The following is a 26,317-nucleotide window of genomic DNA, read 5'->3' on the forward strand; positions in this document are numbered from 1 at the left end:
ACATGGCTTCCGCTCAGTTGCGCACAGCCAGCGCATCCGGCGCGCCATGCGACCAGGCTGCCTGCAGCAAATCATCCAGATTGCGATGGCCATCGGGATAGAGATTGACCGAATACCAATCCTCGCCATCGAGTTCTGAACGTTGGATCTCGATCTTGCCGAATGCGGCAAGCTGAGCGGCAACGCGCTTGGCCTCCGCCGCATCCTCGAACGAGCCCGCCGCGACGTAATCGGGCGAACCGGTCGGCGGCGACTGCCGCTTCCACGATTGAAGCACTTCGGCCGGTGACATGCCCTCGCCTCCGAGTGCTGCAAAGGCGTTCGAGGCGCGCTCTACCCGCTCGTCCGCATAGGAAAGCGAGGCCACGGCAAACGGCGATTGCGGCGGCAGGTTGATCTCCGGGCGTTCCGGCACGATCGGGCCGAAATCCGGCAATGCCAGATCGCCATAGGCCGGCGACTGCGCCGGCATGACCGGCTGAGCCGTCCCTGAATCGGTCAACTGGCCAGGAAACGGTACGGCGGCGGCACCGACGGGAAGGCTGGGCGACGGTCCGTTCATGGCGACCATGACGCCGGTCGGCAGCCCATCCGACGGATCCGGCGCCCGGTTGCCGGGATGGTAGGAGGCCATCAGATACTGGTCGTCATCGCCGTCAAGCGGTGCGCGGCCGACATATTCGACCTTCACTTGGGCGGTGCCGATGTTGGCATAATCAAGCATTTGGGCGGCGCGCTCCGACACATCGATGATGCGGCCTTCGTGATAGGGGCCGCGATCGTTGACGCGCACGATGACCGAGCTGCCGGTCTTGAGATTGGTGACGCGGGCATAGCTTGGCAGCGGCATGGTCGGATGCGCCGCCGTCAGATGCGTCATGTCGTAGACTTCGCCATTGGCGGTAAGCCGGCCGTGGAAGGCATCGCCATACCAGGAGGCCAGACCGACCTTGGCGTAGTGCTTGTCTTCCTTGGGATAATACCACCTGCCCCGGACCTGATAGGGCTTGCCGAGCTGGTCACGCCCGCCGCCACGCTGCAGCCGCCCGCCCCGGAAGGCCACGCGCGGGCTTGCCTTCACGCCATATTCGGATTCGGAGAAATATTCCTTGGAGTGGGTCTTCTTGTAGACCATCGCTTTCGGTTCAGGCGATGCACAAGCCGCCAGCAAGGCAGCCGATGCGGCCAACAACGCGACTGTAGCAGCGCGACGAAGACGCGGGTGCGTCACAGCCTGCATTTTTTCAGATGTCCCCTACAGTCTCAATGAAAGACGCCGAAGCTGACCGTCAGAGGAGCCAAAGCACTCACTCGACAATACCAACGACGCCTTGAACCCCGATCCTTTGTACCCAGGAATTGTTTATCACGGTATTAATCGATTATGGCCGGAACCGGGCAATATTGTGGCGCCGGCGCCTCGCATGGTCAGCCGGCAGGTTGGACGGAGCACGCATGCGGTCGGCCATTCTTGCTTGATCGCCGAAATGACCCCGCCAAGCCCGGTTCCTCCCCTGCCCTGTATCCCACCGGCAGATTGTACGAGACGGCTTCTTCGCCGGTTCCTATTGTGGCGACGACGGCCTTAGTCACGGTGATCGCGTGCTTGTTGACCTCCATTAGAAATCCGAAAGGCACGGCGCCGCTGATCGACGAGCCGATCTGGCGAGATCTAGACTCTCTCGCGCAGCGGACGCATTCTCCCGTCTGTCTGGGGAGACAGGGGCGTGGGCAAGGTCCAGCGTCATCAAGGAGCCAATCAGGCTGATCGGTGGCGAAAGCGCGCTAAGCAGCGGCGCCGCTGCCGGCCCTCTCGCACCGCCGTATCGTGGGCGCTTATCCTTTTGGCAATCGTAATTCTGTCTGGCCTGATCGCGCTGAAAGTCGGCGCCGTGTCGCGAGATTCACCCCCGCATAGTCGCCGCGTCGCCGCATATTAGCAACCGCTTGAATTTTCCCCAAATCAAGATCATGCTTGTCGAGGGGCGGTGTGGGGCCGCTCTTTGTTGAGCTTTGAAGGGGTGCGCGTCATGGAATTCGCAAGTTGCTATGTCCAGAGCACGAGCATTTTTGCGTCGTCCGCCTTCCTTGATGTCACGGCGGTTTTCATGATTCTGGCCGCATTTGCCGGTGCACGGTTGATTGCAATGTCAGACGCAGGTTCTTTCGACCAGCTTCAGACCGTGCAAGCCTCGCGAATGTAGCAGGCGCAATGCCATCTCGGCCTTGGTCGACGTCCGATCGCGGCTCCAGGGCGTCACGCCAACCCGTCGGTAACCTTGAACATCGTTTCATCCGGCTGCCGCATTGCGAATTCACACAACCAAGAAATCGTTGTTGGTCATTGCGAGCCCCATAGTGAGCGTGGCGAAATGGCTGGCGGCGCCAGCGCCATTGCCATCGGCATCGTAACTCAGCCAGCCGTTCGCCGAGTCGTAGAGGATGTGCTGGGCGGCAGTTGTGGCCACTGCCCCTATGTGGAAGGCGGCGGCCGTCAGCGTGCCATTGCCGCCAAGCGCTGCGAAGATCGCGTTGTCGACCTGGATGGTGTCGTCGGCGATCGAAAAGTCGGTGATGTGGTCGACATTGGTCGAAGCATTGAGCGCCGTAGTGAAGACGAAACTGTCATGGCCGGTGCTGCCTGACAGTGTGTCGTTGCCGCCGAGGCCGTTGATGACATTCGCTCCCGAATTGCCGGTGATGGTGTTGGCAATGGAATTGCCGGTGCCGTTGATGGATGCGGCACTGCGCAGTTGCAGGTTTTCGAGCTCCTGGCCGGAAAGGTTGAAGCTGACATAGGCCTGCACATTGTCGGTGCCCTGGCCGTTCGCTTCGATCACGTGATCGCCGGCATTGTCGACATAGTAGGTGTCGTTGCCTTGAGCGCCGCTCATGGTGTCGCCGCCGAGAAGGCCGTCGATGATGTTGTTGCCACTGTTGCCATTGATGATGTTGGCAATCGAGTTACCGGTGCCGTTGATGGACGCGGCGCTGCGCAGTTGCAGGTTCTCCAGCTCCTGGCCGGACAGGTTGAAGCTGACATAGGCCTGCACATTATCGGTGCCCTGGCCGTTAGCCTCAATGACATGATCCCCGGCATTGTCGACATAGTAGGTGTCGTTGCCTTGAGCACCGCTCATTGTATCGGCGCCGCCCATTCCGTCGATAATGTTGTTGCCACTGTTGCCGGTGATGGTGTTGGCAATGGAATTGCCGGTGCCATTGATGTTCGCCGCGCTGCGCAGCGCCACATTGTCGATGTTGCCGATGAACTGGGCGGTGTCGGCAAGGTTGATCGAGATGTAGCCGTTGACGGTGTCGACGCCAGCGCCGAGGAACATGCTGCCCTCATTGACCACGTCGCCCGCATTGTCGACATAGTAGGAGTCGTTGCCCTGCGCACCGATCATGTGGTCGGCGCCCGCACCGCCGTTGAGGATGTTGTTGCCGGAGTTGCCAGTCAGCGTGTTGTTCAAGCCATTGCCGGTCGCATTGATGCTGGTCGGCCCACGCAGCGCCACATTGTCGATATTGCCGATGAACTGGGCGGTGTCGGCAAGGTTGATCGAGATGTAGCCGTTGACGGTATCGATGCCAGCGCCGAGGGCTGCGCTGCCCTCATCGACCACGTCGCTCGCATTGTCGACAAAGTAGGCGTCGTTGCCGGCACCACCCAGCAAGGCGTCAGCCCCCGTTCCGCCGTTCAGCGTATCGTTGCCGTTGCCGCCAACGAGATAGTCGTTGCCGTCGCCACCATTGAGCGTGTCGTTATTGGCGCCGCCGGCGAGGTTGTCGCTGCCGCCCAGGCCATTCACGATATCAACGGCATCATCGCCGGTGAAGCTGTCGGCGGCGTCGTCGCCGGTGACGGTCCGCACAAGCTGGAAGGTCTTTTGAGTGACATCACCTGATGTGTTGCTGCTGTAGCTCACCACGAACTGCGCAAGGCCAAACGCCGAGACCGATGATTGAGAGTTGTCGTCCGCCGAGTAGTCGATTTTCAGCGGGTCGGCAGGGTCGCTGATATATCCGGTCACTGGATCATACAGTGCCCCGCGGATATCGTGATCATCGTGGACGGCGTCGAAAAGGTTGGTGAAGGTCGACAGGACCATGCCGTTGGAGAGTTGTGTAACGGCGACCTCGCTGTCATCGGTGGGCAGCTGGCCCACCGCACGGCTTTGCACGAGCTGTCCGGCCGAATCGAAGCTTGCCACCAGTGCGTCGGTCTGTCCTCCCAAGAACACATCACTGGCGAGCCCGATCGCGAAACCGCCGGATTGGAGTGCCGTCACATTCGCCTGGTGGCCGGCAGAGAGCTCGGCTGGCGGCTTCCGCACGGAGCCGTCGTGGTTGTAGACGGCGTACCAGATCGCGCTGTTGCCGCCAGCGTCCATCCGTTCCCAGGCAACAGCGACGCCGCCGTCGGCGAGCCCCGCCACGCTGGCGTTCTGGTCGTTGGCCGGTGAAGAGTCCACGCCAAATGTAAAGAAGGAATCCCCGGAGGTGGATTTGTAGATCAGGATGTCATTGTTTGCCCCACCGTTGGGCACCTGATAGGCAACGACAACGCCGTCGGCTACGGCGGCGACGTTGGGGTTCGAGGCGGTTGCAACCGAAATAGTAGATGGACCGATGATGATGCCGGTGGCCGTCTGCATGACCAAATCAATGCCCACGCCACTATGCGTTCCCACGATGGCAACGGTGCCATCCGTCAGCTGCGCGATTTTGGCATCGGGGGCAAATGAGGCGATAAGCTGGGGCTGCTGGTTGCCGGCGGCGTCGTAGAAGATGGGGACAGATACCCCCCCGGGAACGTCGGCAACGGTCGCGAAGCCGCCGCCGGTCAAGGCCACTGTGTCCGAGTTCGAGGCGGGGTCCGCGGCCGGGAAGATACGCTCGAGCAGCGGCGCGACGGAGTAGGTGGTGGTCAAAGCCATGCCAGTCCCCCATGGGCAGGTGCCCGGATCACCGAATTTCGTGATGTTCATACCACCATCGGCCAGGGCATCGCTACGCGGTGCCTGACGCTGCGTCCGTCGGAACCATAACCTCGATTATTAGTATTTCCTAATGGAAAAATGGATAATTCTCGCCTCTACTGCTGGCGCCCGCATCTGGCGTTCCACGACTTGCGCCTGTTGCCGGCGCATCTGGTTTCGGCCAGCGCTGGCCATGCCAATCCCATCGGTCACGCTGAACATTTATGCGCATCTGTTGCAGAGCGGCAGGAAGGCGCCGCAGCGGTGTTTGACGCGGCCCTCAATGCCGCACTACAGGAATGAACAGCGAACCGGTTGGGAACGCCTTCGGTGCCAATCCGGTGCCAATGGGCCGAAACCAGTCGGCAGCGTAAAGCCTAAGTGATTGAAAAATCACGATGGAGGAATGGCCGAGCGGTTTAAGGCACCGGTCTTGAAATTCGGTTGCTGGCGTCCCTCCCCTTCCCGTTCGACACTGCTAACTCCTTGCCTGTCAACGCGTTGCGCTCTTGTGCGTGCCTATCGTGCTAGGCTGTCCCGCCTCATACCGTAGCGTTGCGTTGCAAAAATCGTAGCAACCCGTTCACCGGCTGTTCCATGTCGCGCGCCTGACGCGCGACATGAGGTCAACTCATCGGCGACATGAAGATGAGAAGGCGTTGCCGCTAATTGAATTTATTGACAATCTCGCGCCACTTTTGGACGACGGCCTCTAGTGGAACGATGAACTGGCGAGTTCCTTCGTCGATGAGGCGTTGACGGTGCTCGTCTCGAAACCGCTGCACGTCCGGCGTTCGAATCTTTGGATACTTAGTAAAAGGCAACTTGAACAAGCCGTCATCGAACCGGTATTTGTAACCGTATATTTGCGGCCCGATGGACCGGCAAAGCCCCTGAAAGGATGATGGCCACCCGCACTTAGCCCTAATTGAGTGACTGCTGATGTGGATGTAAATTCACTAGCGCGGGACCTCCCGCAGTGGCCGGTGCAAGCTTTAAATCCGGCACCCGCCGTCGACTGCGGATGTACCAGCGACGGCGGGAGCAGGCGTTGGCCCTTACTCTTCCCTGAAATCCTGCAGCGAGGCGTGCCGCAGGTCCTCTTCGCCGCGCAAGTGTTTTACGCGGCCGATCAGACCCGGCTTCTCCTCCTCGATCCGCACCGATCTCCTTGAAGCGGGCGGCGATGGTTCAGCAGCGCGCAGCTGTCTTTTCCATCTGGCCAGGGGCGGCGCCCTTCGCGTCGACTGTCGCCTGACCAGGCGCCGAGGACTGTGCACTGCCGGTCTGCTGGCCGGTGGCACAATCTTTTGCCGCATTCGGTTTCGACGTACCGCCCGTTATGGTGGGGTCAAGCTTCATGCCGCCGGCCGCACCATAATTCGTTCTGATACCGTGTTTATGTTGAACGGGCGTGGCGGCTTGTGACAACGACAGGCCAGCCGACAAAGCGATTACAACTGATGTGAACATAAGCCGTTGCATGATATTTCTCCCGGTTTGAGCGCTGTGCGACTTGGGGTGTTGGTTTGCCCCTGCTGACTAAAGAACTATTAGCAGTATCTAATGTTCCATTCCTCGCGTGCGTTTGCTCATTCTTCCCGAAAATCCTGCACAGATGCATCGCGCAGCTTTGGCTCACCGCGCAGATGCTTCACGCGGCCAATGAGGCCCGGCTTTGCCCATTGAGTTGCGGGCCGCTTCATACCCTTCGGCGCCGTGCCCGCGTGCTGCTGAACGCGATTCCATAGCCGTTCGCGCATCTCTCGGTTCAAGATGATGAAAGCCGACCCGATATATTTGCCTGTCGCCCTGTCGGCCATCAGTGCGAAGGCTGGCTTGTCCGTGTTGGTTTGCGGTCCGAGCGCTATGCAGTTCGGCTAATGGAACAAAGTCCGCTCTTGCGTGGTTAATATATTAGCGGAGACTGCTATGCTTGCGACTGTAGGCGCGGTGTTGGCTGCCAGGAATAACGACGCCGAAATTCTTGGGGTGCTTGACCTCACCACCAAAGCGGAAGTCCAGCTTGCTGCTACTCGCCTCGGGAACGCCATCCAGTTCGTCGCCAATGCGTCGGTGCTTGGATATGACGTCCATGCAGCGATGGTCTTCTATGGCGAATGGGGCACTCCAAGCCTGAGAGCAAAGGACTGCGAGCAGTTGTGGGCGCAATATGGTGCTGCCCTGCTTCAGCCATAGGGGCGCCCGTCAGGGCCTGGGCGCATAGAAAGGAACTGGTCTCCAATCGCAGCGTTAGCCCTCCAGCCAACTGGAGGAATGTCATGGACGACGATCTGCGCCTAAAATTGAAAGAACTCAGTCACAGCATGCAAACCAGGGCGGCGGAACTCGCATTGCCCGGCGGCAACACCGATATTTCCGCGCTGATGTCGGGCATTGCACTGACCCTTGAGGCGCTCCTGGTGATAGCCGAAGAGAGTAAGACGCCGCGATCCGGACCGTCGGTCGAGCCTCCGACTTCGCTATCTAATTGAAGCCAAATGGTTGTAGGAGGTCAATATGACTGATTTTGTCGTGACCACGACTGACGGAAGACAGCATCTCGGCCAGAGCGAAAATGCACGATTGGAAAGCCTTGTGGATCAGCTTAGTTCAAAAGGACACTTCGAGCTCGTTGTCGTTTCGGCAGAATTAGGCGCTCCTGGCAGCGAAACCAGCACGGTCTTCTTCAAGCACGGGATCATATCGATCAGTGAAAGAAAACCGGAGACGGTGATCGCACCCAGTCCGCCGCTTGCTGGTTAGGTACAACTTTCCCTTCACGCGGGTGGCGATCCCGCAACGCTCTGGCTGAAACGTCGCGTAACGCCACGTAACGTTACATCACGTGACACGTTTACGGGTCACGTGAAGCGCGGGTGCAACTTCCCCCGCATGCGCGTGACGATCCCCGCGTCGCTCCGGCTGGTGGCTCTCAGGCCCCGCACAGCAAACGTTTCGCCATCTGTTGGGACAAAATCCCAAATCACCCGCGCAACTTAGTCTATCCGTCTTACGATGTTCGTCAGACGGCCACTCTGCTTGAGACGCTTCGGCCGACGAGGATGTTTATCCCGATCCTCTTGGCGGTCACGTGCGGTTTGCGTCGTGGCGAGATCCTCGCCCTTCGCTGGCGCCACCTAGAACTCGGAGACAATCGCCGACAGATGTCGATTGAGGAAAGTGCGGAACAGACCGACGACGGCGTGAGGTACAAGGAACCGAAGTCAGGGAGGGCGCGGACCGTCGCGCTGTCGGCTAGCACAGTGGCAGAACTGAAAGCGCATCGGTCGCGGCAAGCCGAGGAACAGCTTCGCCTTGGTCTACGTCCCGACGGTGACAGCTTCGTTGTGGCTCAGATAGACGGCCAGCCATTGCAGCCGCGATCCCTTACGCATGAGTGGGTGCGGGTTCTCGGCAAGACGTCCCTGCCCCGCATCCGATTTCACGACCTGCGGCATATGCATGCCACGCAAATGCTTTCGGCCGGCGTTCACCCTAAGATAGCAAGCGAGCGCTTGGGTCATTCGAATATCGGGATAACGCTGGATTTATATTCGCATGTCATGCCAGGAATGCAGGCCGATGCAGCGGAGCAAGTTGACGTGGCATTGCAGCTGGCTATAAGCAGCCAGCGACAAGGCAAATAGTTGCAAAATGCGTTGCAAACGGCTTTTCCGGGTCATTTGCAAATAGACAAAAGCGCAATGATTGCAATTAGTTGGAGGAATGGCCGAGCGGTTTAAGGCACCGGTCTTGAAAACCGTTGCAGGGAAAGGACAAAAAGGCGCAAATCCGGCCTTCTGCGAGGACAGAAACCTAGCAAATATCACGAGAATATCACATTTGGAGCGATGGCCGAGTGGTTTAAGGCAGAAGTCTTGAAAACTTCCGTACCGGGAACGGTACCGTGGGTTCGAATCCCACTCGCTCCGCCAACCGCATCGCCTCCTGCCCTCTCCTGTTTTGCATTTCCCTTTCACGGCGGTAACAGGGATTCGACGCCCCTTGGGCGTACCAACAATTCCAAGCTCGGACGCGAGCGTGTCTCCATCATACCGCGACGGTGGGCAGGGCTTCTGGGCTCGCCATATAGGATGGAACTGCCCAGATGAATATGCCGCGCGACCGCTAGGCGGACTCCGCCACCTCAGAATGAAGCTGCACGAGGGGCCAAATCACTGTATGAAATTTGGAAAAGAGACAGGACGGAACCGCATCATGGCCTCTGCGACAGCGTCGGAATTCAAGAACGAAAGCGATCTCGTTTTCAGCGATATCTCCAGCGAAGCGTGGCGCGAGTATCACTTTGAATCGGGTGCTAAGGTCCGAATCGATAGTCCGCAGAGGCTGAACGTGAGCGACAGCGGCGGTCACCGCATCTTCGACAGTCAGGGCTTATCTCACTACGTTCCTAAGGGTTGGATCCACCTTATTTGGGAAACGAAGCCGGGTCTGCCGAACTTCGTGCGCTAGTCAGTTCGGGAATCGGGCGCTATGATCGTGTTTCTGTCTTCGTCGGCCCGAGCCCGCTACGCTGATGATATCATCCGGATGCTGGCGCTTCCACGTGGCGGCCAGTTGCAGTTCCGCTACGATGGCAAGTGGCTTGCTGACGATGTTCGTAACAGGGTTCCTCGCGAGCAACTCGCCGGCGAGTATGCATTAGTGTGCTTTGTAGCCGGTAGCGGTGATCCAGTCCCATATGAATTGATACCTATTCGCATCGCTCGCATTGTTCGGGCTGAGAGCGTCGGAACGTCTTACATTTTTACTCTTGCTGCCGATGCCTATGTCAGTGAAGCGACAACTGGTGAATTGCGCGCAGCAATCAATCCTGCCTGTCGCGAGCGCTTGCCTAGCGCAGCTCAAGCGCCGAGTGAGTTCTATTGCTTCTCCCTCGACTTTGAGTTGCGACCGCACCAGCGTTTGACATTCGAAGCCTTTGAGGAGACCGCACGGCAGCTGAGCCGTCATAAATCGTTCGCAGCCGAGCAAAGCGCGTTCTTCGCTGTACGTCAGATCAGCAGGATCTCCGGCCGAAGCTGGTTTGGAACTTGGCCTCGGTCGAGTGCTGTCGAGCAGGGCGCGTTTCGACTTTGGACTGGCAAGCGCTACGAATGCGAGGTGTACTGCCTTAGGTTGTTCGAGCACCCCATCGACGCTGATGGTGCCCGGCCGACGCCAAAGGAACTTGCCTTGGTCGCCGAGGCAAATGACGATTCGATCCAGTTTGCATCTGCCAAACGCAGTGTCATCGATTCACGTTATGACTTGAAGCGCTACGTTTTTGCAGCCGAACCGGAGGTGATGAGTCGCGTTAGCGGTATTAGACTATTCCTTTCGGCAGAGGGCGACGGAGAAGATCGTGTACGCCAAGACATCTCGCTCCAGATGATCTTTGGCGGCTCGCTTGTCCTAGCTTCTATTCGTGCTGTTGCGATCGGTATCGCGACTGCCGGGCCAGGAATGATTGCCGCAAATGCTGCCGGGAAGCTTAGCTCCGGGGCCGCGGTCCTGATGATCGCGCTGGGCGCGTTTGCTGGCATATCCGCAATTTTTCCTTCCTTTCGAAAGCCCTGATCGAAAAGTCTTGGTATTGGCGCCTTCGACGAAAATGGCGCTGGCTCCCTCAGGGAGCCCAGATCCGTCAAGATGCCATATCTCAAACGGCGTGCACCGTCGGCCCCGAAGGCTGCTAAGACGGCGGATCGCCTCTCCGACCAACACCCAGCCGCCGTCGCTAGCCCAGCGATTAGTTGGCCGACCTATTTCTCATAGAGGACTGCGTTGCGCACCATCTGATGTTCATCTGGCAGATTACGACCCAGGACGAATTCGTTCAGCACGACTGAGGCCGTTGTTGGGGGTAGGTTACTGAACGAGTGCCCTTGCCATTCCGGCGTAAGCAAAGCAGGGCGAAGCCCAACAGCGACTTGCTGGTTGGAGTTGGCAACGCCAAGTGGCACAGTGACTCCTTGTATTTCGACAGGCCCCTTACACGCAAAGCCCTCGAGTTCGAGCAGCCGTTGAAGGTTGCGCAGTAGATTGGCCTGCGCCGCAGGCGCCTTCTCCTTAGGCAGCGTGCCATCGAGTGCGTAGCGTAGCAGCTCGGCACCGAGGTTCCGGTCAAGACGTTCCTTGAGGTACTGGTTATGATAGTGCCGCAGGCAACTCTCGCATGACTGCTCGCAGCGGGCGGGGCACTCTTCCAATAGCGTGAGGGTCTGCTGGAGGATTTCCTCGATGTTCCTCGCCGCGAGATCGGCATAGCCGGCCCCACCGGACAAGGTGTCGTAAAGGTAGACGTCGAGCAGCAACGTGTCATCCTCCCGGTTCGGGACGATACGGAACCCCGCGCCAAACTCGGAAGGATCGAGATCGATTTGTGGATGCCGGCTGGCTGCCAGGCGCAAGCCTTCGGCAACCGAGTACAGGGCGTCTTCGAGTATCCTCAACTGCAAGGGGTCGCCCGTTTCGGTGACAAGCGGCTGCCTCAGGCTGATGCGCAGCAACAGCAAATCGGTGGAGAAGACGTGGCCTAGGAACACGTTTTCATAAGTGCCAGCACACTGATGGCCCGGCCTCGGCTTCCCGTACGAGAACTCAATCTTATAGGGTCGGCTGTGTGACACGTGCGGCTGCTCGTCGACCGAGGCGCGTCCGCACTGGTTGCAGATCCAGAATCCGCTGCGACCGTCGGACGTCTCCTGTCCCTTGTTGACGGTCACCAACTGGCGGTCAGTGGTGACCACGTACATGAGGTTGCGGCCGACGGGTCGCAGGCTCGGCAGATCATCCTTGCCCACCGGGACGGGAAACTGCGCGGCCGTCGCGTAGGTAATGTCCTGATCGCGATCGTCGTCCTTGAGCGCCCTGCCTTCCTCCGGCAGGAAGACCTGCGGCACCACCATGTGCGTGTGTTTCAGGTCGCTTTCGCACACCGGGCAACGCGCCCCGCCCTGTGTCGCGTCATTCAAATCCGCGACAAAGCTGCAGTTCTCACAGTGCACCAACGTGTGGCGTTCCTCAAAGATCGCCTCTGCGCGATTCTCGACGTCGGGCAATGTGTTCGCGACCACCCCGCCGGAGCGATAGGTTTCCTTGTTGATGACAATCAGGCGTCCGGGAGCATATTCGCTCAGTGCCTTGCCAATGGACTGCTGCGGCCGTTCGACGACCTCCATCTTCCACTCGTTGTTGCGCTGAATCAGGCGCTCCACAAGGAAACTCGATAGGTCCGTGGGGAAAGCATAGCTGGGCAGCAAACCCTTGGCGAACAGGAACTCCAGCAGCTCTTGATCAGCGATGGCCTCGCGCTCGGAACGCCGGTCCTCCTCCTCCTCCCCGCCTGCGGCAACCTCACCTTCGCCTGCGGCGGTTGCTGCTACCAGTTCAGCCCGGAAACGGGCGAGAGTCGCCAGCAAGGCGGCGGCCTCATCGCCGATCCAGGCGTCGATCGTCCGGGGGGCGACGCGGAGGTTGTCCGGCAGCCAGTTGCGAATGAGAGGGCGCAGCTGGCCGGTTGGCGCAAGAAGCTCCTTTCGCACCCACATGTCGAAGCTCGCGATATCGAGCCCCGACATGGGCTCACCGAGGAAAAAGTCCGTAGCCTTGCCAAGTGCCCGGAACAGGGCAGACGATCCGGCCCCGACAGATACATCGTGAGTGTCCATGTAGTTGTGGAAAAACGTTTGGAAGAGGTAGGCGACAATGTGGCGCCGCGCGATCTTCGGGTTGTCTACCTTGACGTCCGGGTTGCGGGGATCGCCCGCGACGATCTGTTCTGGGTTGTTGTAGTAGTAGCCGTCGTGAGGGCCATTCTGCGCGTAGGTCAGCACAGTTGAAAGCGACGAGCCGCGGCGTCCCGCCCGGCCGGCTCGCTGCTGGTAGTTCTCCCGCTGCGGCGGCACGTTGCGCAGGCCTACCGCAACCAGGGAGCCGATATCGACACCCACTTCCATGGTCGTGGTGCAGCTCAGCACGTCAATCGGCTTGTCGGACTTCGCGATACGGACGTCCTTGAAACGCAGTTCAAATTGTTCAGTGGTCGCGTGCACCCGTGCATTGTCGCGGTTTGACAACTGGGCGGTATGTTCCTCGACCGAAATGCTGCGTAGTTGCGCACCGCCGGTCAGCACACGTTCCACCGGGGCACGCCAAAAGCCCTTGCGCGCCCTGATATACTCGCTCTGGGAAGGCGTGACCGACTCCAGGGATCCTGAACCGCAAGCCGCGCAATGACCATGAACGGTCATCGGCAATAGCGCGGTACAGTCGTCGCAGTGATGCCAAGTCATGTCCAGGTCGATGTGAACGATGACCTTGGCGGGATCGATGAAGATCGCGCCGGTGGAGTCAGCGAGCCCCAGTTCGTTCGCGAGTTCCTTCTCGACCAAACCGAGGGTAGTTAAGTCGATCTGCAGGGCGGCGGCCAGCGCGGGCCGGATTGCCTTCGGAAAATTGCCGTTGCTGCCCCACGCGTTCCTCCAGCGGCCTGCCGCCGACCCACGGACGTTGCCTTCGATGGTATGGTCAAAGGCGTAGCCGTCCGCCACATGCATCAGCCACGCGGCGGCCAGGCCTGCCATGTCTGCGGCGGGAAGCGCCGGCACCAAAGGGGCGGCCACACTAACAAGCTTGGCCAGCGCGCGCCGGGCCGGAAAGAGGCAACCGACAGTCGTGCCGGCCAGCGAGTAATATCGACCGCACAGTTGCTTGAGGAGAGCCATCCTGTAGCGGCTGGGCGGCGGTCCAGGGTCGAAATCGGCCAGCAATTCCTCGATAGGTTGGTCTGTATGGTCCTTTTGGAGGCGCCTCACCTGGTCCTCGATTGTTTGCGCGTCCTCCCGGTCAAAGATTGGCAAATTGCTGTCGCTCAGAACCTTGAGCACCGCGATGTAAAGACTACGGTCAGGCCGCGGTTCGCGACCCGCCTGGAGCAGCGCCCGTGTGGCCAGCGCCAACACTTGTCGAAAAATGTCTTGCTCTACCTCCCGCGGAATATCGCGAGCCAACCGGGCCGCCTTCTGCCGGCCGTCCGAAAAGAGAAGGACCTTGCGACCGCCGTTAGGATACTCGCGGGTTTCGGTCCGCGAAGCCGGTTGGCTGTCTAACTGCGTCTTCACTAAGTTGGCGAACGGCGCCTCGCCCTTGGTGGCGTGGTCCATGATCGTGGATGTCTCACTGCGCAGAGTTGGTTCGCCGCAGACACAGCAATTGCCAAACCTTACGCCGTTCTTGACCCAGTCCTGGTTCTGGGTGGGCAGATAGACGCGGGTAAAACCTTCTGCCGGCCGCTCGGCGCTGTAATTAAGACGGCCGCTCCGAATGTCGAGCCAGGCGGAAACGCAGTCGAGAAAGCTCGGGTTGGGCGGTTCCATGAGCACTTCCACTTCAACAAGCGGCGGCTGGCGGCCTTCACGGAACGGCCCAGACGGTGTGCTCCAGAGGAAATCAGGTTGCGGTCCATCGGCGTAGCCCCGCAAGTAGGCGGTACCGCACTCGCGGTGCGTCAGGAGTTCGAAGACCCGTCCACCGCACTGGCACTGCCGGCGGTGGTGGGTATGGAGCCTGCCGAGGATCCGGCCAGGTCCCTGATGGCGTGCATGGGCACAGTTCGGATCGACGCAGGCGAATAGTCCCGGCAGGCCGCGAAAGAACATGTGCAGGCGGGTAGGCAACAATACGCGGTCGTCCGCTTTGCGGCGCGCATAGGGGGCCAGCGCAAGCAAGGCCGCTAGAGCGCGAGTACCGTCGGGATGGCGCTCAAACAGTTGCTCCTGCAGGGCATCCAGCGCGAGGGCCTTGCCGGATACAAGCTCAATGAGCCTTTCGAGCACAGGAAAGCCAGTAAGGTTGGCAAACACGTAGTCGGGCAGGTCTTCGGCCGACGTCGGTTCCGACCAGCCCAATCCAGCAGCCAATGCGGCCACCGCGTCTCGCGCAGTTTCTGGATGGGTGGCGTATTGTTCGAAGGCTGCCAAATCAAAAACCGCGAGCAAGTCGGTCACGCGGTCGCTAGGTTGGCCGCTGCCGTGGCGCTGTTCGCGCGTACCGGTGATAACCGCGAATCCACGCCGCGATTGGCGTGGCAATCCAGTGAGATTGCGCGCGAACTCGTCGATCGCTGCCTCAGCGGCTGTACCCTGCCCCAAGCTGGCGCTGGTCAGGATGAAGCGCACGCGCTCACGCGGCACGTCAAGACGTGCGAGCAGGCGTCTGATCAGCAGCGCAACCTCCGCGCCACCAGCACCCCGATACATGTGCGCCTCGTCGAGCACCAGAATCAGCTCATTGGCGCTGTCGGCGTGCAGCCACTCCTTCGTCTGCTGGAAAATGGACCGCTCGATCGGCCGCATCAGCATGTATTCGAGCATCGAGTAGTTGGTGATAAGGATATCCGGGCATGCCCGCTGGGTTTCATCGCGAGTCATCATCTCGCGGTCGCCAGGCTGGGTGATGAGGCGGCGGTCCCAGTGACGATAGCGCCGGGGTGCACCGCCTTTTGGATTGGGCTTCAGCTCTTCGTGTTGCTTGCCATAGAACGCGGTCAGGTCCTTTGACGGCCATTGCCCAATCTTGGTAAGGCCTGACACTGTCTCGGGTGTTGCCATCAGGGGCAGGTAGAAGCTCTCGAACAGCGGCTCGATACGCTCGCCATCGCGCTTGGCCGAGCGGAGTCCTGGATAGGGCGATCGGCCGGTATAACTGCCAAAGCGCACCGGCCGGGCGCGACCCGCCGAAACAATGGCCGATGCAACCTCGTCGCCGAACAGCCGGCGAATGCGGCCCAGTTGATCATTGACCAGAGCGTTCATTGGATAGAGCAGCAAGGCACGGCAGCCCGGCAGCGCCGCCGTGGCTGGCCGGTCGCGTGCCTCTTGGGTCAGTTGGCCGATGATCGGCATCAGAAAGCTCTCGGTCTTTCCCGAGCCGGTACCCGTGGCGACGATGAGATCGGAGCCCGCGAAATACCTCTCAAGGGCTTGTGCCTGATGGACGTAGGGCCGGGGAAACAAGCCGACTTTTGCCGCTGCGAGCTCCGCCAACACCCTTGCCACCGTTGGGGGCAGATCAAGTTGGTCATAGGGAGCCCCCAGTTCATAAACCGGAGTAGACTCAACAAATGGAGCCTGCGCGACCGCGCCGCCCTCCTGCAGCAGCAGCCGCCGCTCTTGGATGAGTGCCTGGTTGCGGACGTGGTACTGCGCCTCAATGTAGCCGCGCAGGCTTGAGCCCAGCCGCCCAACCGTGGCGTGTACGCCGTGCTCGCCCTGCTCGACCCCGTTGCTCACAGCGCTCCCCCTCTCAGTTTTATCCCAAGCCGCCCAAGCGCATGTGCCACGAACGGCATGGCGCGAACCGGGAAGGCCATGGAACGAACTGACCGGGGAGTTGTGCCGTCACATTCCCAGCCAAGCGCGAGAACGCGGGCCTCCTCCATGGGCAGATCCTTGGCCAGCGTAACCTGCACCAGATCATTATCCCGCCTCGCATTTAATGTGCGTGTAGCGCGAAGCGCGTCGTCGTAGGCAAAGCGGAACCGACGCGCGTGTCCATGGCCGACCGTTGCTGCACGCCGCAGTAGTAGCCCGTCGGCCGTAGGCTCGAACTCTCCGAGATAGTACGGTCGGTTGTAGAGTGACGTTGGCTTTGCCTGCGCGCGGCACAGCCGCAAAGAGACACCGGCGAGTTCAACCTCACGGGCATTTATCCAGCGTGATCGCGACTGCTGCACCGCTTGGTCCGGAGCGTATACTTCGAGGTGGTCGGCTGGCATTGTCGCCTGCTGGAGACGTGGGCGATAGATCTTGAGCGCCTTGCCCAGCCAGACGCCGATGGGTTCGGTGCGACCGAGCCAATCATCGAAGCTCTGCACGACCATCTGCGTGACGCCGGCATTCGCATAGCGCATGACCCCTGCCGCGACAAAGCCGCCTGGCGGGAGAGCGCCAAGCAAGAAGGACACGCTGTCCGAGAGTGCAACGGTGCGCGGAGGTGTTGACTTCCAGTAGCCTCCAGGTGACCGCCAAAGGTCGCCCGTTTCCTCGAGCGCCTCCAGCACCTTGTTAGCCAGCGGACGCGCCTCGGCAGGCGCGATTAAGCCTCCAAGATTCGTTTCGATCATGTCGGTGAGGCGCCCTGTGAACACGCCGTGACCATCCCGCGCTCCGTCTGCATCGCACGCAGCGTGCAGGTGCGCCGCAATCAACGCGCGCCGAACCGCCTCCGGGGAGCCTTGGATCGACAAGCCGACCGTCACGCTCGCCAGCGCCTCGGAGGCGGAAAGGACACGCAGTGACAGGGCCATCTCGGTGCTACTCCCTCCTGATGCCAGCAAGGTCGAGCAGGAGTTGGAGCCGTGTGTCTACATGGTCCTCGCTATCGATCCGCCCGCCATCGAGTTCGTCCTCGATGTTCTCCGGTGCCAAGCCCGTCATGCGCCAAAACGGCCACAACCAGCCATAGGATGTGGATTGGAGCGAGGTAGGCGCATTTGAAGTACGGAAACTCTCAAGCGTGGACATGAAGGCTGTTGCAGTCCGCTCGATGCGCGGGTTGCGCAACGAACGATCCTTCCGCAAAAGCCTCAGCAATTCTTCCGTTTGGGCTTTGCCTTTGGAGAGTTGCATCGATAAGGCCCTGGGATCGAGCGACGCCAGTGCCCCTGCCGAGACGACGGCGTTGGCCTTCGGAAAGATGCTCCAGTCCAGCACATCCGCGTCGAACACCGGCCCCAGTTGGAGATAGAGCGGCTGCTCTGGAAACGTCGAAACCCCGTCCGCCAGTGTTGCCACCACCAAGACGCTTGCGTCGCGGATCAGGTCCGCGATCGCATCGGCCAGCAGTTCGAAGGGCGCATTGTTGACCCGCTCCAGCACCAGCGCCCCGATCATGCCATCCTGTTTGCCAAGTGCCGCCACCACATCGGTGTCGAGCGTCGCTGCATCGACAAAACCGACCGGCACCCGCGCCCGCACCACATGCTTGCCGGCGAGCGCCAATGCCGTCGCACGGGCCAGCTCGGTCGAGAATGATCCCTTGAGAAACAGCACCCTGCCAGTGACTACAGCGGCGAGCACTTCCTCTGCAAAGACCGCAGCGCCCGGAGACTTAAGGCCAAGCGCAGCGTAGTTCGATGTCAGCAGGGCCGCAGCCTCTGTACCCGTCGCCAGGGCCTTGATCGGATCCGGTCGTTGCTCCAGCGGCACAACCCGTAGCGATGGGGTAGAGGCCACGGATGGTGCCTCGGTCTGCACCGGAGCCGGGCTGGCGTTCTGCCCCAGTTGCCCAACCCTCTCGTCGATGTCGGCAAGCTGTTGTTGCAGTTCCGCGGTGTGCTTGCCTGCCCGGTCCTCGGTGTCGCTCCAGAGCGCCTCGAGATCGGCCACGCTGCGTTCAACGGCCTTCAGGCGCCCGTCTGCCGCGTCGCTGACGCGCGCAACGGCCTGGCCATGGGTTTCGAACTCCTTCCGCACAGCCGCCAGTTCGGCAAGCACCGCTTCGAGTGCGCGCGTAGGGACGCCCTCTTCGACCACCGGGGCTGGCCGGGCCACGAGACCGGTCACGGTCTCCGCCAATCGCGCCACCTCGCCTGACAACCTCTCAACGTCGCCCTGCTGGCTTTTCAACAGTTCCTCGTGGCCCTGCAGACGTTTCGGCAGGGCGGACAACGCCCGGTCTCTCTCCACCGCCACCTGCGGTTTGGCGCTGCTTACCAGCCGCTCAAGCGTATCGGTGGTTTCGAAGGGGCTAAACTGGAGAAGCCGCGCGATCGTCTCTGCAGCACAATTGTTGAGAAACGACTGTTCATGCAGACTGCGGAACAGTGCTTCAATCTCCGCTTGCGGCTGGTCCGCGACCACCTGTGGATGGTCTTTTGCTGTTGCATTCTCAATCGCGTCGAGCATCGCGGCGAGACCCTCGACATCCTTCAAATGCTGTTCCGCCCACGCCCGCCACAGATAATAGTAGGCGAGGTCGGCGTGCTCCTTGTTGGCCTTGGGAGCGCCGCCCTTCTTGAGAAAGTGATGGAGCAGCGCCTGCTTGCGCTTCGGGAGGCTGGCGGCACTATCCTTACGAAAGCCGTCAACGCTAGGCAGCACCTTCAACAGTTCCCGGCTTGTCTTGCTGGTCACTTCGTTGAAGAAGGCCAGCAGTTCGCGGTCACCGAGCGCGCGTAGCCGCTTGACAGCCTGTGGCGTGGGCGACGGCTGGGTCATGTTGCGTCCCTGTTTCCGCGAATCCGGGTCAAGGCAAGACGGTGGTGAGCCTCAAGCCAACGCGGCGCAATCATGGCGCGCAATGCGGTCGAAAGCGCCTCGTCGGACTGCGACCTTGAAGCGACGCCCGCCTGCCCAGCGGCGGCGAGAACCCAACGGGCATGCGCACGCGTGGCTGGCGGCAGGTGCCGGGTCGGCCCGTCCGGCGCCCCCCGCATTTCGAACCACCATGCGCCGAACGGACCCAAGTCCAATACCACGTCGCGTTTGGTGTCACGCAGCGCGACTTGGAGCTCAGCGAGGGCTTCCGTCGTCACTGCCTCGGCAGCCGAATGGAGATCCGCGGCCGTGGTCGCGAAGGCGTGCTGGGTCCAATCGACAGCCCCCGCCGGCCGTGACCGAAGACTTGGAACAAGTCCGCGGGGAACATTGAGGCCAGAAAGGTCGAGCGAGCCGGCCCGCACCTGCTCGAGTAGGGGCCGTGCCTCGGCCGAGCTCGCCGAAACCGAGCGTGAACCGAAGGTCAGAAGAGCTCCCCTTGCAGCTCGCACAACAGGTCTGACCAGTACCTCTGGCAATAGCCGCCCCTCGGCCTCCAGAACAGGCGGCTCGGTCGCCGGAAAGCCGCTGACCCGTATGAATTGCCATTGTCCCCGTGCGAGGGGTACGGAGGCACTGTCCTCACCGCTGCGCGCGCGCAGGATTGCCTCACCATGGCTATCGCCTGCGTGGACCGCCAAGGTGAGTTCGCCCTTGGTGTCCAGGACAAGTCGAGCCGATGCGTCAATGAAGTGCATGGGCGGTGACACCACGCCCCACCGACGTTTGGGTTGCTGCACCGCCAAACCAGTAGCCCGCCTGATCCACTCGGCCAGCCCTTCGTCGGCCACCTGCGGAAGCGTGACCAGCAGGCAGCTCCACTGCTTCAGGTCGGCCAGACGGCTGACTGCGAGTTGCGGCGGCACACTCGTGACGAGCTCGGCACGCTGCACGAAATAATAGGTAGCGCCCCAGTCCAGGCCGGTTGCCAACGCCTGTCGGCTGCCTCTTCCGGCCGAAAAGACCGTGCTCCGCACGGTATCCAAACCGGGTATGCGTTCCTGCACGGCGACGCCAAAGGCGTTGTCCACGTCCCCGCTGACCCAAGCCACGCGAAACGCCGGGGAGTCAGGGTTGACGGCGTAGGCCTGCGCCCCAGCGTGCAGCCGGGCACAGGCTACCTCGACCCGGAACCCGTCGCCACCGCCATCGAAGGTTAACCTGCCCCTCGGGGTGGGCGCGCGCGGAACCTGCACCTCAAGGCCCCAACGGGCCGATACCCTGCCGACCGGCGGCTGCACATGCAGAGTAAGGGCAAGGGGCAACTGAGGTGTGGCTGGCTCTGGCCGCGTTTGCACGGCCGGCTCCGCCCCTGGTCCCTGCCATCCCTCGGACGCATGATATAGGTAGCACTCCGGTCGCGCGGCACCCGAGACGTGGGCAAAGTGCGCATCACGGTAGGTGCCTTGCCGGGGGCTTACACGCGCATCGCACACAGGACAGGAGTAGCGGCGGTACCGCTGCGCCAGCGAGGCTTCTACCCGCTGTCCGCTCGCAACGTCGATGGCGAAATACATCCCCTCAGCCCGTTCGACTGGCAGGTTGCGCAGATTGTTCCTTCAACTCGGCAAGGCTGCCGGCAACGGCGCCGCTCACCAACTGCGGCACGCGGTCTTTGCGCCAATTGCGATAAGCCGGCTCGCGGATGCCGCGCGGAGCCATCCAGCGGCTTACGGCCAGCGCCGAAACCTCGGCGACGCTCAAAAGGCCGCCGTAGTCGGGATCGGCCCCGCTCCCACGCAGGATGTCGACCGTGTTGGCTGCCAGGCTGCACAGGAATACTTGCCGCTGAATGCCGTGTTTTAGCAGCGAGTCTTTGAAGCCCAGCCGCGTCAGCGCCGCCTTGATGGTGCGCAGCCGCCAGTTCGGTCCCTTGCCGTACGCGTGGTGATCGGCATAGTCGTGGCTGAGTTCCCGGAGATAGGCCCGCAGTTTCTCGAACAGGGCGTCTGTAATATGGAAGTGCCCCCAGCCCATGGTATAGCCCACCGGCTGGAAGTACCGCGTGCCGCCAAGGGCCAATCGGTTATAGACCGATGAACGTCCCATCGATGAGCTGGTTGTGACCATCAGCAGGCTGGCGTGCTTGGCGGCTCCCGAAATGATGCCGACGGAATCGCCGTAGGTGTCCTTGAAGTCCCGCACCACTTCCTGCGTCCGTACCAGTGCAGCCACAGCCTTACCGCCGAGCAGAAACGAGTACGGCGGCACAGCACCCAGCACATAAGCATCCAGCAGGTGCACCAGCCGCAACGAACGGTCCGCCGAGTTCCAGCCGACCAACTTGTCGCGTACCGACAAATTGAAAACAGGGTCGCCCAAAGCGATGATCCCCGCCAGACGGTCGTGACCCTCGTCCCACACCAGGTAGCGCAGGCGGCGCCCAAACCCCGCCGATACAGGTACGGACCAAGTTAGCGCGGCCAGCCGGAACAGGTCGGCATCCTTGGTATCGCTGCGCACTCGCCGAAGCGCCAACCTGATGTTGGCAGGTTCAATCTCGTCGCCGTCCGCAAAATGCGGCAGGAGTTCCTCTGCACATCGGGCAAGGAAGACTCTGTTCGCCTCAAGCTTGTCCCTGCGTTGCTCGCCATGGAGCTGCCGCACCGCCTCCTTGTCTTGCCCCGGCGGCAAGAGCAAACCGTTTTTACCCTTTTTGAACCCAAGGCGCTTGAGATGCTGGCGGACCGCGCGTTTCAACTGCGCTTCCGGCGTCGGAAACTTAACTAGTATGCCCCTGGCCATCGGCACTTTCCCCCTATCCCTCTGGTTGTTCCAGATTGTTGTTTGCATTCGACAATCAATCAACAGTCTAAGCCCAACAGCTGCCTAGAAGGCAGGCAGTCGCATAAGGCTGAGATTCGCGAGCGCTGTCGATCCTTCAATCCAAATTGCCCACGACAACACCCCGGATTCTTCACGAGGCCCCTCCATAACTCCAACGCGCGCCGGGTGCCTACTGCTGAGTTGCCGTCAACCCCAGACTGTCCAGCAGTGCCGCCTACACAGCTTGATTTGCCGATTACATGAAAGTTATGTGAAAAGAATAGATAGGGTGGAATCCATTGTGACTGACTGAAAAACTTGGCGTTGCCGAGACGCCTGAGGCAACAATCGAGTGATGTGTAATGCCCGTCGGGATGAAGAAATGTTCTCTAGTGCATATTCGGGAATGACCGGATTGGGCCGGTAGCGGACCGGCAGCTTCGGCCCTCGGATCTTCAATAGCGGACCTTCGAGTCAGTTGCGAGTATCGCGGTGAGGTGCCCAATGCGGTTTCGCCACTCTAGGATCCCCATTTCAGACATCGCGGGCACCCTCAAACAGCGGATAGGATTCAGTGCCGCGTTGCAACGAGCGCCCGACTAGGCAAACTTGGCAACCGCTTGCGATAACTATATGGCAGGCCAGGAGCCTAGTTCTGGGGGAGCGGCTACGGATCTGTCTTGGCCCTCATGGTTACGTGCTCAATCCCTATCCTGCCATCGTAGGGCGAGCAGCGTCGGATCGCTTCGAATGCCGATCGAACGGCCTCGCTTGCTTCTTTGGGGTTGAACTTTAGAACCTTGATAGCCGACACGTTGGCCCCCACTCGTCTATTTGCCATAAATGTGCAACTATGCATGTGATGGAGAGCCCTAGTCGGTGGTTGGCAGGGAAGTGCTCAGCACGTTCCTCAAGAAGAGCTTCGACCGGCCCAGGCCAGACATACCCCACGTCACGCAAGTGTTCACCGCGAGCTTCCCGAGCGGACATGCTACGCAGACCCGCACGTCAAAGCCTTTCATGGGGCTGAGCCGAAGCCGGAATCTCCAACTGACGATTGTCTGGACCGACCGGGCCACCATTGAGGTCAGCCTTTGATGTCGAGGCCGGCTTTCCTAAGCGAGCCGATGACGAATTCGACGTCTTGCGAACGGGCCAACCGTGTCGAAACCATCTGACGCATGTTCTTCACCAAATCAGGCTGATTTTGGTTCAGCCACGCAACCTCGCGATCAGCCTCGATTTTGTATCCTCCTTCGCCGAAGGCGGCAGCGGCAATCAGATGGTAGATCGGATTCGACGGAGCCGGCGTTTTCTTGATCCACATAGCTGCCTGCGGATAATCGCCGCTGAAATAGGCGCAGAGCGCCAGATCCGCCTCGTAGTAGGCTGAAGAGCCTGGATTGCGTTGGCGCGCCTCCGCAATCAACTGGCATCCGTCACGCCAATTTCCGGAAACAGCCAGGCGCTCTCCATATTCGCCCATGAACTCGGTGTCGTTCGGGTTGATGGTCAAAGCCTGCTTGCCCACTTTCAATGCCGCATCGATCTCCTTGTTGAAATAAAGCGCAAGCATTTCGGCTTGGCGTCCGCGGATGTTGACAGGTTCAATCCCCACAGACCGCCTTGCCGCTGCCAAGGCGCGCTCGATCGCGGCGGCGGACAGTGCGGCGTCGCTTGGAAACTCGAATCGATAGTCATCTATGTAGATCAGCGAAAGAAGACCCCAGGCGGTGGCGTAGTTCGGAAAGCGGTCCACCGCCTTCTCGAGGCACGCGCGTACCGATGAACGGCTTTCTGCATCGAGATCGGCCCGATATGCATAGAAGGAAAGCGTGCAAGAGTAGGCTGCCCAATCGTCGGGCGGATTGTCGACGAGGAGATTGGCGTCCGCCTGGAAGATAACGCCATATGCCTGGGCCAGGCTCGTGGATACATTGCGCGCGATGTCGGTTTGGGCTTCCATAAGCTCCGCCACTTTCAGCCCGCCATCATAGCTTTCGGCCCACAGAACCGAGCCGTCAGCCCGGTTGAGCAGCCGGACCCGAAGCAGAAAGGTATCGACCGACAGGTTGACGCTTCCGGCAAGGACAAATCGTGGCGGCGCGGTCGAGGGATCCTCCTCCTTTGCGGCCGACTCCACGACAACGATGTCCTTGAACTTGGAAAGCTGGCTGACGACTTCCTGCTTCAATCCACTCGCGATGGCTGCCGCCGCGTTTGTGCCGGTCAGATCGTCAAACGATTCGACTAGCACCCGAGGTGTTTCCGGCGCGCCCGCTCTCGCTGCATGCCACCACCATACCAAGACAGAGGCTCCGGCCGCGAGGAAGGCCACAAGCACGGCCGACAGCAGCGGTCGCGACCTCAACCGCCGGGCCCGACGGTCAGCGATGGCTGCAGAAACTACGGGCGCCAGTGGGCTCGGCAACACCGGTAGCGAGCGAAGCGAGAAGGCAGGAACGTAGCCCCCCTTTGGAATCGTGATCAGGATTGGGTCTGTGTGCCCGGCTGTCAGATAATAGCGCTCCAGCGCACGCCTCAGGTGGCCAGCCTCGATGCGAACGATCGGATCCGTCTGCGGGTCGAACGCCTCGCCGCGACCAAACACTTCGACTGCGATGGAATAGGCCTTGATACGGTCGCCTCTTCCCGACAAGGCTTCCTCCACCACGTGGCGGAGGAAGCGGTGCTCACGGCCAGTGGCATCGAAGTCCGCACTGTTGAGGATAAGGGCAAGCTGGGCGCGACAAGCATCGGGGGAAAGCATCTGCTCCCCGGGTGCGGACGTTTCCGCCTCAATTACCATGTCTTGATCCCCAGAAACCGCGGTTCTTTTTGTTGTGCGGTTACATGCTTGCCCACGTAACTTACCTTCTGCTGCCGCCACTTTGCAATACGATTGCTTCAGGTCGATGAACTGGCGTCATGAGCACAAAAGACGGATCGTCTGACAGGCACCGAGCGGTCTCGGCGGCAGTACGCCGATACCCCCAGTTTGAATTGACGATCCATCGGCTGATGGACCGAAATGAAAGCTTTCGCGACATCTGCGAGGAACTCGCCGATGCGGAGGTTGCGCTTTCGAAGGTCGACGAGGCCCCGCCAGCATTGCGCGAGGCCAGACGAGCCGAATGGCAAGAACTGGTGGATCGCTTGGTTGGAGAGGTAGGAGCAGCAGTGCTGAACACAGATGCCGCCCGCAGATCAGGTATCAACCCATGGCCGCCACGGTGAACAGCCAAATGAATGCCGGACCCGCAGCACGGGAGACGGGCCGACGGAGGGGATTTCCCTCCGCCATTCGCTCAAGTCTTCCAAAGCTCCGATGCAAGCGGGCGGACTCGGGAGGAAGCCCTGACATGATGAATTTCTATCGAACACACGCCTTGGGTTGTGCCGTTCTTTCCTTGCTTTGGCTTGCCCATCCCGCCGGGGCCGCGGATGCGGTCTCACCCTTGACGCCGGATCTGAAGCCTGTGGTGACGGAACAGGGCTGGACGTTTTCCGTTGCGCCGTACTTTTGGGCAGCGGGGCTCTCGGGAGAGGTGGGGCAGTTTGGTCTGCCGCCCGTCGACGTCGATGCGAGTTTTGGCGACATCCTAAAGAATCTCGACTTCGCTGCGATGGCCACAGCTGAGGCACGCTATGACCGCTACAGCATTTTCGGCGACCTCATCTATGTAAAGCTGTCGTCTGGAAGCGGCACGCCGAGAGGCGTCCTCGCTACAAGTGTCGATCTCACGTCGCAAACATTTTCAGGGTTGGTCGGAGCTGGCTATTCGATTCTCCAGAGTGACGCCGGACGTCTCGATTTGGTCGGTGCCATGAGGGTCTGGTCGGTAAAGACAGACCTCGATTTCCATGGCGGTATCCTTGACGGCGCCTCCGGCAGCGACGGAAAGACCTGGGTGGATGGGCTGGTTGGCGTTCGTGCAAACTACTCGCTCACGCCCGAAGTCTATCTGACGGGCTGGGGCATGGTTGGTGCAGGCAGCGCCAATGTCGACTGGGACGTCGCAGCCGCACTGGGCTACCGCTTCAACGAACGGTTTTTAGCGGTCGCCGGCTACCGCGCGCTCGGCGTCAACTACCGCAATGACGGCTTCGTCTTCGATGTCGTCCAGCAAGGACCGATCATGGGACTGGTCATGCGTTTTTAGATCCAGAAACTGCATCAACGAACGAAAGGGGAGGAAGTGATGACAACGAAACTTACATTCCGCAACTGCGCCGTCCTGG

At 60.6% G+C, this 26,317-nt stretch carries 18 protein-coding genes, 1 tRNA gene and 2 pseudogenes; 10 read left to right on the top strand and 11 right to left on the bottom strand.

What is annotated here, in order from left to right:
• Window positions 1-13: 13 nt before the first annotated feature.
• Window positions 14-1,240 (bottom strand): septal ring lytic transglycosylase RlpA family protein, encoded by a 1,227-nt coding sequence (locus B5V02_RS10790; protein WP_111544203.1) that lies wholly within the window; start codon window positions 1,238-1,240, stop codon window positions 14-16.
• 790 nt (window positions 1,241-2,030) lie between these two features.
• On the opposite strand from B5V02_RS10790, the gene B5V02_RS40535 reads away from it, so the two are divergent.
• Window positions 2,031-2,204 carry a hypothetical protein gene (locus B5V02_RS40535; protein ID WP_167458453.1) on the top strand — a complete coding sequence of 58 codons (174 nt, stop codon included), beginning with the start codon at window positions 2,031-2,033 and terminating at the stop codon, window positions 2,202-2,204.
• Between the two features lie 111 nt (window positions 2,205-2,315).
• Here the strand turns inward: B5V02_RS40535 and B5V02_RS42225 are convergent, their stop codons facing one another.
• From B5V02_RS42225 to B5V02_RS10815, 3 genes are all read right to left on the bottom strand, one after another.
• Window positions 2,316-4,943 (bottom strand): calcium-binding protein, encoded by a 2,628-nt coding sequence (locus B5V02_RS42225; protein WP_281004927.1) that lies wholly within the window; start codon window positions 4,941-4,943, stop codon window positions 2,316-2,318.
• A 1,233-nt stretch (window positions 4,944-6,176) separates the two neighbouring features.
• On the bottom strand, window positions 6,177-6,470 hold the full coding sequence (locus tag B5V02_RS40055; protein WP_146606046.1) for a hypothetical protein: 294 nt from the start codon (window positions 6,468-6,470) through the stop codon (window positions 6,177-6,179).
• Between the two features lie 107 nt (window positions 6,471-6,577).
• On the bottom strand, window positions 6,578-6,808 hold the full coding sequence (locus tag B5V02_RS10815; protein ID WP_245445850.1) for a hypothetical protein: 231 nt from the start codon (window positions 6,806-6,808) through the stop codon (window positions 6,578-6,580).
• A gap of 109 nt (window positions 6,809-6,917) precedes the next feature.
• On the opposite strand from B5V02_RS10815, the gene B5V02_RS10820 reads away from it, so the two are divergent.
• From B5V02_RS10820 to B5V02_RS10845, 7 genes are all read left to right on the top strand, one after another.
• Window positions 6,918-7,184: a hypothetical protein gene (locus B5V02_RS10820; RefSeq protein ID WP_111544206.1), complete on the top strand. Its 267-nt coding sequence runs from the start codon at window positions 6,918-6,920 to the stop codon at window positions 7,182-7,184.
• 83 nt (window positions 7,185-7,267) lie between these two features.
• The gene (locus B5V02_RS10825) at window positions 7,268-7,480 is read left to right on the top strand and encodes a hypothetical protein (protein ID WP_111544207.1); all 213 of its coding nucleotides are present in this window, start codon (window positions 7,268-7,270) and stop codon (window positions 7,478-7,480) included.
• A 25-nt stretch (window positions 7,481-7,505) separates the two neighbouring features.
• A complete protein-coding gene (locus B5V02_RS40060) occupies window positions 7,506-7,751 on the top strand; it encodes a hypothetical protein (RefSeq protein ID WP_146606047.1) in 246 nt (81 codons plus the stop codon).
• Window positions 7,752-8,050: 299 nt separating this feature from the next.
• Entirely contained in the window at window positions 8,051-8,635 is a 585-nt protein-coding gene (locus B5V02_RS10830) for a site-specific integrase (RefSeq protein ID WP_208647069.1), read from the top strand.
• 198 nt (window positions 8,636-8,833) lie between these two features.
• A tRNA-Ser gene (locus tag B5V02_RS10835) sits at window positions 8,834-8,923 on the top strand.
• Window positions 8,924-9,206: 283 nt separating this feature from the next.
• On the top strand, window positions 9,207-9,461 hold the full coding sequence (locus tag B5V02_RS10840; protein ID WP_111544208.1) for a hypothetical protein: 255 nt from the start codon (window positions 9,207-9,209) through the stop codon (window positions 9,459-9,461).
• Between the two features lie 21 nt (window positions 9,462-9,482).
• A complete protein-coding gene (locus B5V02_RS10845; protein ID WP_111544209.1) occupies window positions 9,483-10,568 on the top strand; it encodes a hypothetical protein in 1,086 nt (361 codons plus the stop codon).
• Between the two features lie 185 nt (window positions 10,569-10,753).
• Here B5V02_RS10845 and B5V02_RS10850 read toward each other — a convergent pair whose 3' ends face one another.
• The 6 genes and pseudogenes from B5V02_RS10850 to B5V02_RS10870 form a co-directional block, all read right to left on the bottom strand.
• Window positions 10,754-16,282, bottom strand: coding sequence for a DEAD/DEAH box helicase (locus B5V02_RS10850; protein WP_111544210.1), 5,529 nt, complete (start codon window positions 16,280-16,282; stop codon window positions 10,754-10,756).
• Window positions 16,279-17,298, bottom strand: coding sequence for a hypothetical protein (locus tag B5V02_RS10855; RefSeq protein ID WP_111544211.1), 1,020 nt, complete (start codon window positions 17,296-17,298; stop codon window positions 16,279-16,281). The genes B5V02_RS10850 and B5V02_RS10855 overlap by 4 nt, the downstream gene beginning before the upstream one ends.
• Window positions 17,299-17,305: 7 nt before the next feature.
• Window positions 17,306-19,210 carry a hypothetical protein gene (locus tag B5V02_RS10860; protein ID WP_111544212.1) on the bottom strand — a complete coding sequence of 635 codons (1,905 nt, stop codon included), beginning with the start codon at window positions 19,208-19,210 and terminating at the stop codon, window positions 17,306-17,308.
• Window positions 19,207-20,340 (bottom strand): hypothetical protein, encoded by a 1,134-nt coding sequence (locus tag B5V02_RS10865; protein ID WP_146606048.1) that lies wholly within the window; start codon window positions 20,338-20,340, stop codon window positions 19,207-19,209. Before B5V02_RS10865 ends, B5V02_RS10860 begins: the two co-directional genes overlap by 4 nt.
• A 348-nt stretch (window positions 20,341-20,688) precedes the next feature.
• Window positions 20,689-20,826, bottom strand: a pseudogene (locus B5V02_RS42900) (competence protein CoiA family protein); the annotation flags it as partial.
• Window positions 20,827-20,830: 4 nt separating this feature from the next.
• Window positions 20,831-22,054 (bottom strand): Druantia anti-phage system protein DruA, encoded by a 1,224-nt coding sequence (locus B5V02_RS10870; RefSeq protein ID WP_111544239.1) that lies wholly within the window; start codon window positions 22,052-22,054, stop codon window positions 20,831-20,833.
• An 897-nt stretch (window positions 22,055-22,951) separates the two neighbouring features.
• Here B5V02_RS10870 and B5V02_RS42425 point away from each other — a divergent pair.
• Window positions 22,952-23,068 (top strand): annotated as a pseudogene (locus B5V02_RS42425) (phosphatase PAP2 family protein); the annotation flags it as partial.
• Window positions 23,069-23,162: 94 nt separating this feature from the next.
• Here B5V02_RS42425 and B5V02_RS10880 read toward each other — a convergent pair.
• On the bottom strand, window positions 23,163-24,884 hold the full coding sequence (locus B5V02_RS10880) for a hypothetical protein (RefSeq protein ID WP_111544214.1): 1,722 nt from the start codon (window positions 24,882-24,884) through the stop codon (window positions 23,163-23,165).
• A gap of 553 nt (window positions 24,885-25,437) precedes the next feature.
• On the opposite strand from B5V02_RS10880, the gene B5V02_RS10890 reads away from it, so the two are divergent.
• Window positions 25,438-26,238: a hypothetical protein gene (locus tag B5V02_RS10890; protein WP_111544216.1), complete on the top strand. Its 801-nt coding sequence runs from the start codon at window positions 25,438-25,440 to the stop codon at window positions 26,236-26,238.
• Window positions 26,239-26,317: the final 79 nt, after the last annotated feature.

Source organism: Mesorhizobium kowhaii (assembly GCF_003253745.1).
Classification (GTDB): domain Bacteria; phylum Pseudomonadota; class Alphaproteobacteria; order Rhizobiales; family Rhizobiaceae; genus Mesorhizobium; species Mesorhizobium kowhaii.

Bases quoted from the DNA above. Each gene is read 5' to 3' on its own strand.
- B5V02_RS10790 (WP_111544203.1), bottom strand. From the start codon at position 1,240: ATGCAGGCTGTGACGCACCCGCGTCTTCGTCGCGCTGCTACAGTCGCG.
- B5V02_RS40535 (WP_167458453.1), top strand. From the start codon at position 2,031: ATGGAATTCGCAAGTTGCTATGTCCAGAGCACGAGCATTTTTGCGTCG.
- B5V02_RS42225 (WP_281004927.1), bottom strand. From the start codon at position 4,943: ATGGCTTTGACCACCACCTACTCCGTCGCGCCGCTGCTCGAGCGTATC.
- B5V02_RS40055 (WP_146606046.1), bottom strand. From the start codon at position 6,470: ATGCAACGGCTTATGTTCACATCAGTTGTAATCGCTTTGTCGGCTGGC.
- B5V02_RS10815 (WP_245445850.1), bottom strand. From the start codon at position 6,808: ATGGCCGACAGGGCGACAGGCAAATATATCGGGTCGGCTTTCATCATC.
- B5V02_RS10820 (WP_111544206.1), top strand. From the start codon at position 6,918: ATGCTTGCGACTGTAGGCGCGGTGTTGGCTGCCAGGAATAACGACGCC.
- B5V02_RS10825 (WP_111544207.1), top strand. From the start codon at position 7,268: ATGGACGACGATCTGCGCCTAAAATTGAAAGAACTCAGTCACAGCATG.
- B5V02_RS40060 (WP_146606047.1), top strand. From the start codon at position 7,506: ATGACTGATTTTGTCGTGACCACGACTGACGGAAGACAGCATCTCGGC.
- B5V02_RS10830 (WP_208647069.1), top strand. From the start codon at position 8,051: ATGTTTATCCCGATCCTCTTGGCGGTCACGTGCGGTTTGCGTCGTGGC.
- B5V02_RS10840 (WP_111544208.1), top strand. From the start codon at position 9,207: ATGGCCTCTGCGACAGCGTCGGAATTCAAGAACGAAAGCGATCTCGTT.
- B5V02_RS10845 (WP_111544209.1), top strand. From the start codon at position 9,483: ATGATCGTGTTTCTGTCTTCGTCGGCCCGAGCCCGCTACGCTGATGAT.
- B5V02_RS10855 (WP_111544211.1), bottom strand. From the start codon at position 17,298: ATGGCCCTGTCACTGCGTGTCCTTTCCGCCTCCGAGGCGCTGGCGAGC.
- B5V02_RS10860 (WP_111544212.1), bottom strand. From the start codon at position 19,210: ATGACCCAGCCGTCGCCCACGCCACAGGCTGTCAAGCGGCTACGCGCG.
- B5V02_RS10870 (WP_111544239.1), bottom strand. From the start codon at position 22,054: ATGGCCAGGGGCATACTAGTTAAGTTTCCGACGCCGGAAGCGCAGTTG.
- B5V02_RS10880 (WP_111544214.1), bottom strand. From the start codon at position 24,884: ATGGTAATTGAGGCGGAAACGTCCGCACCCGGGGAGCAGATGCTTTCC.
- B5V02_RS10890 (WP_111544216.1), top strand. From the start codon at position 25,438: ATGATGAATTTCTATCGAACACACGCCTTGGGTTGTGCCGTTCTTTCC.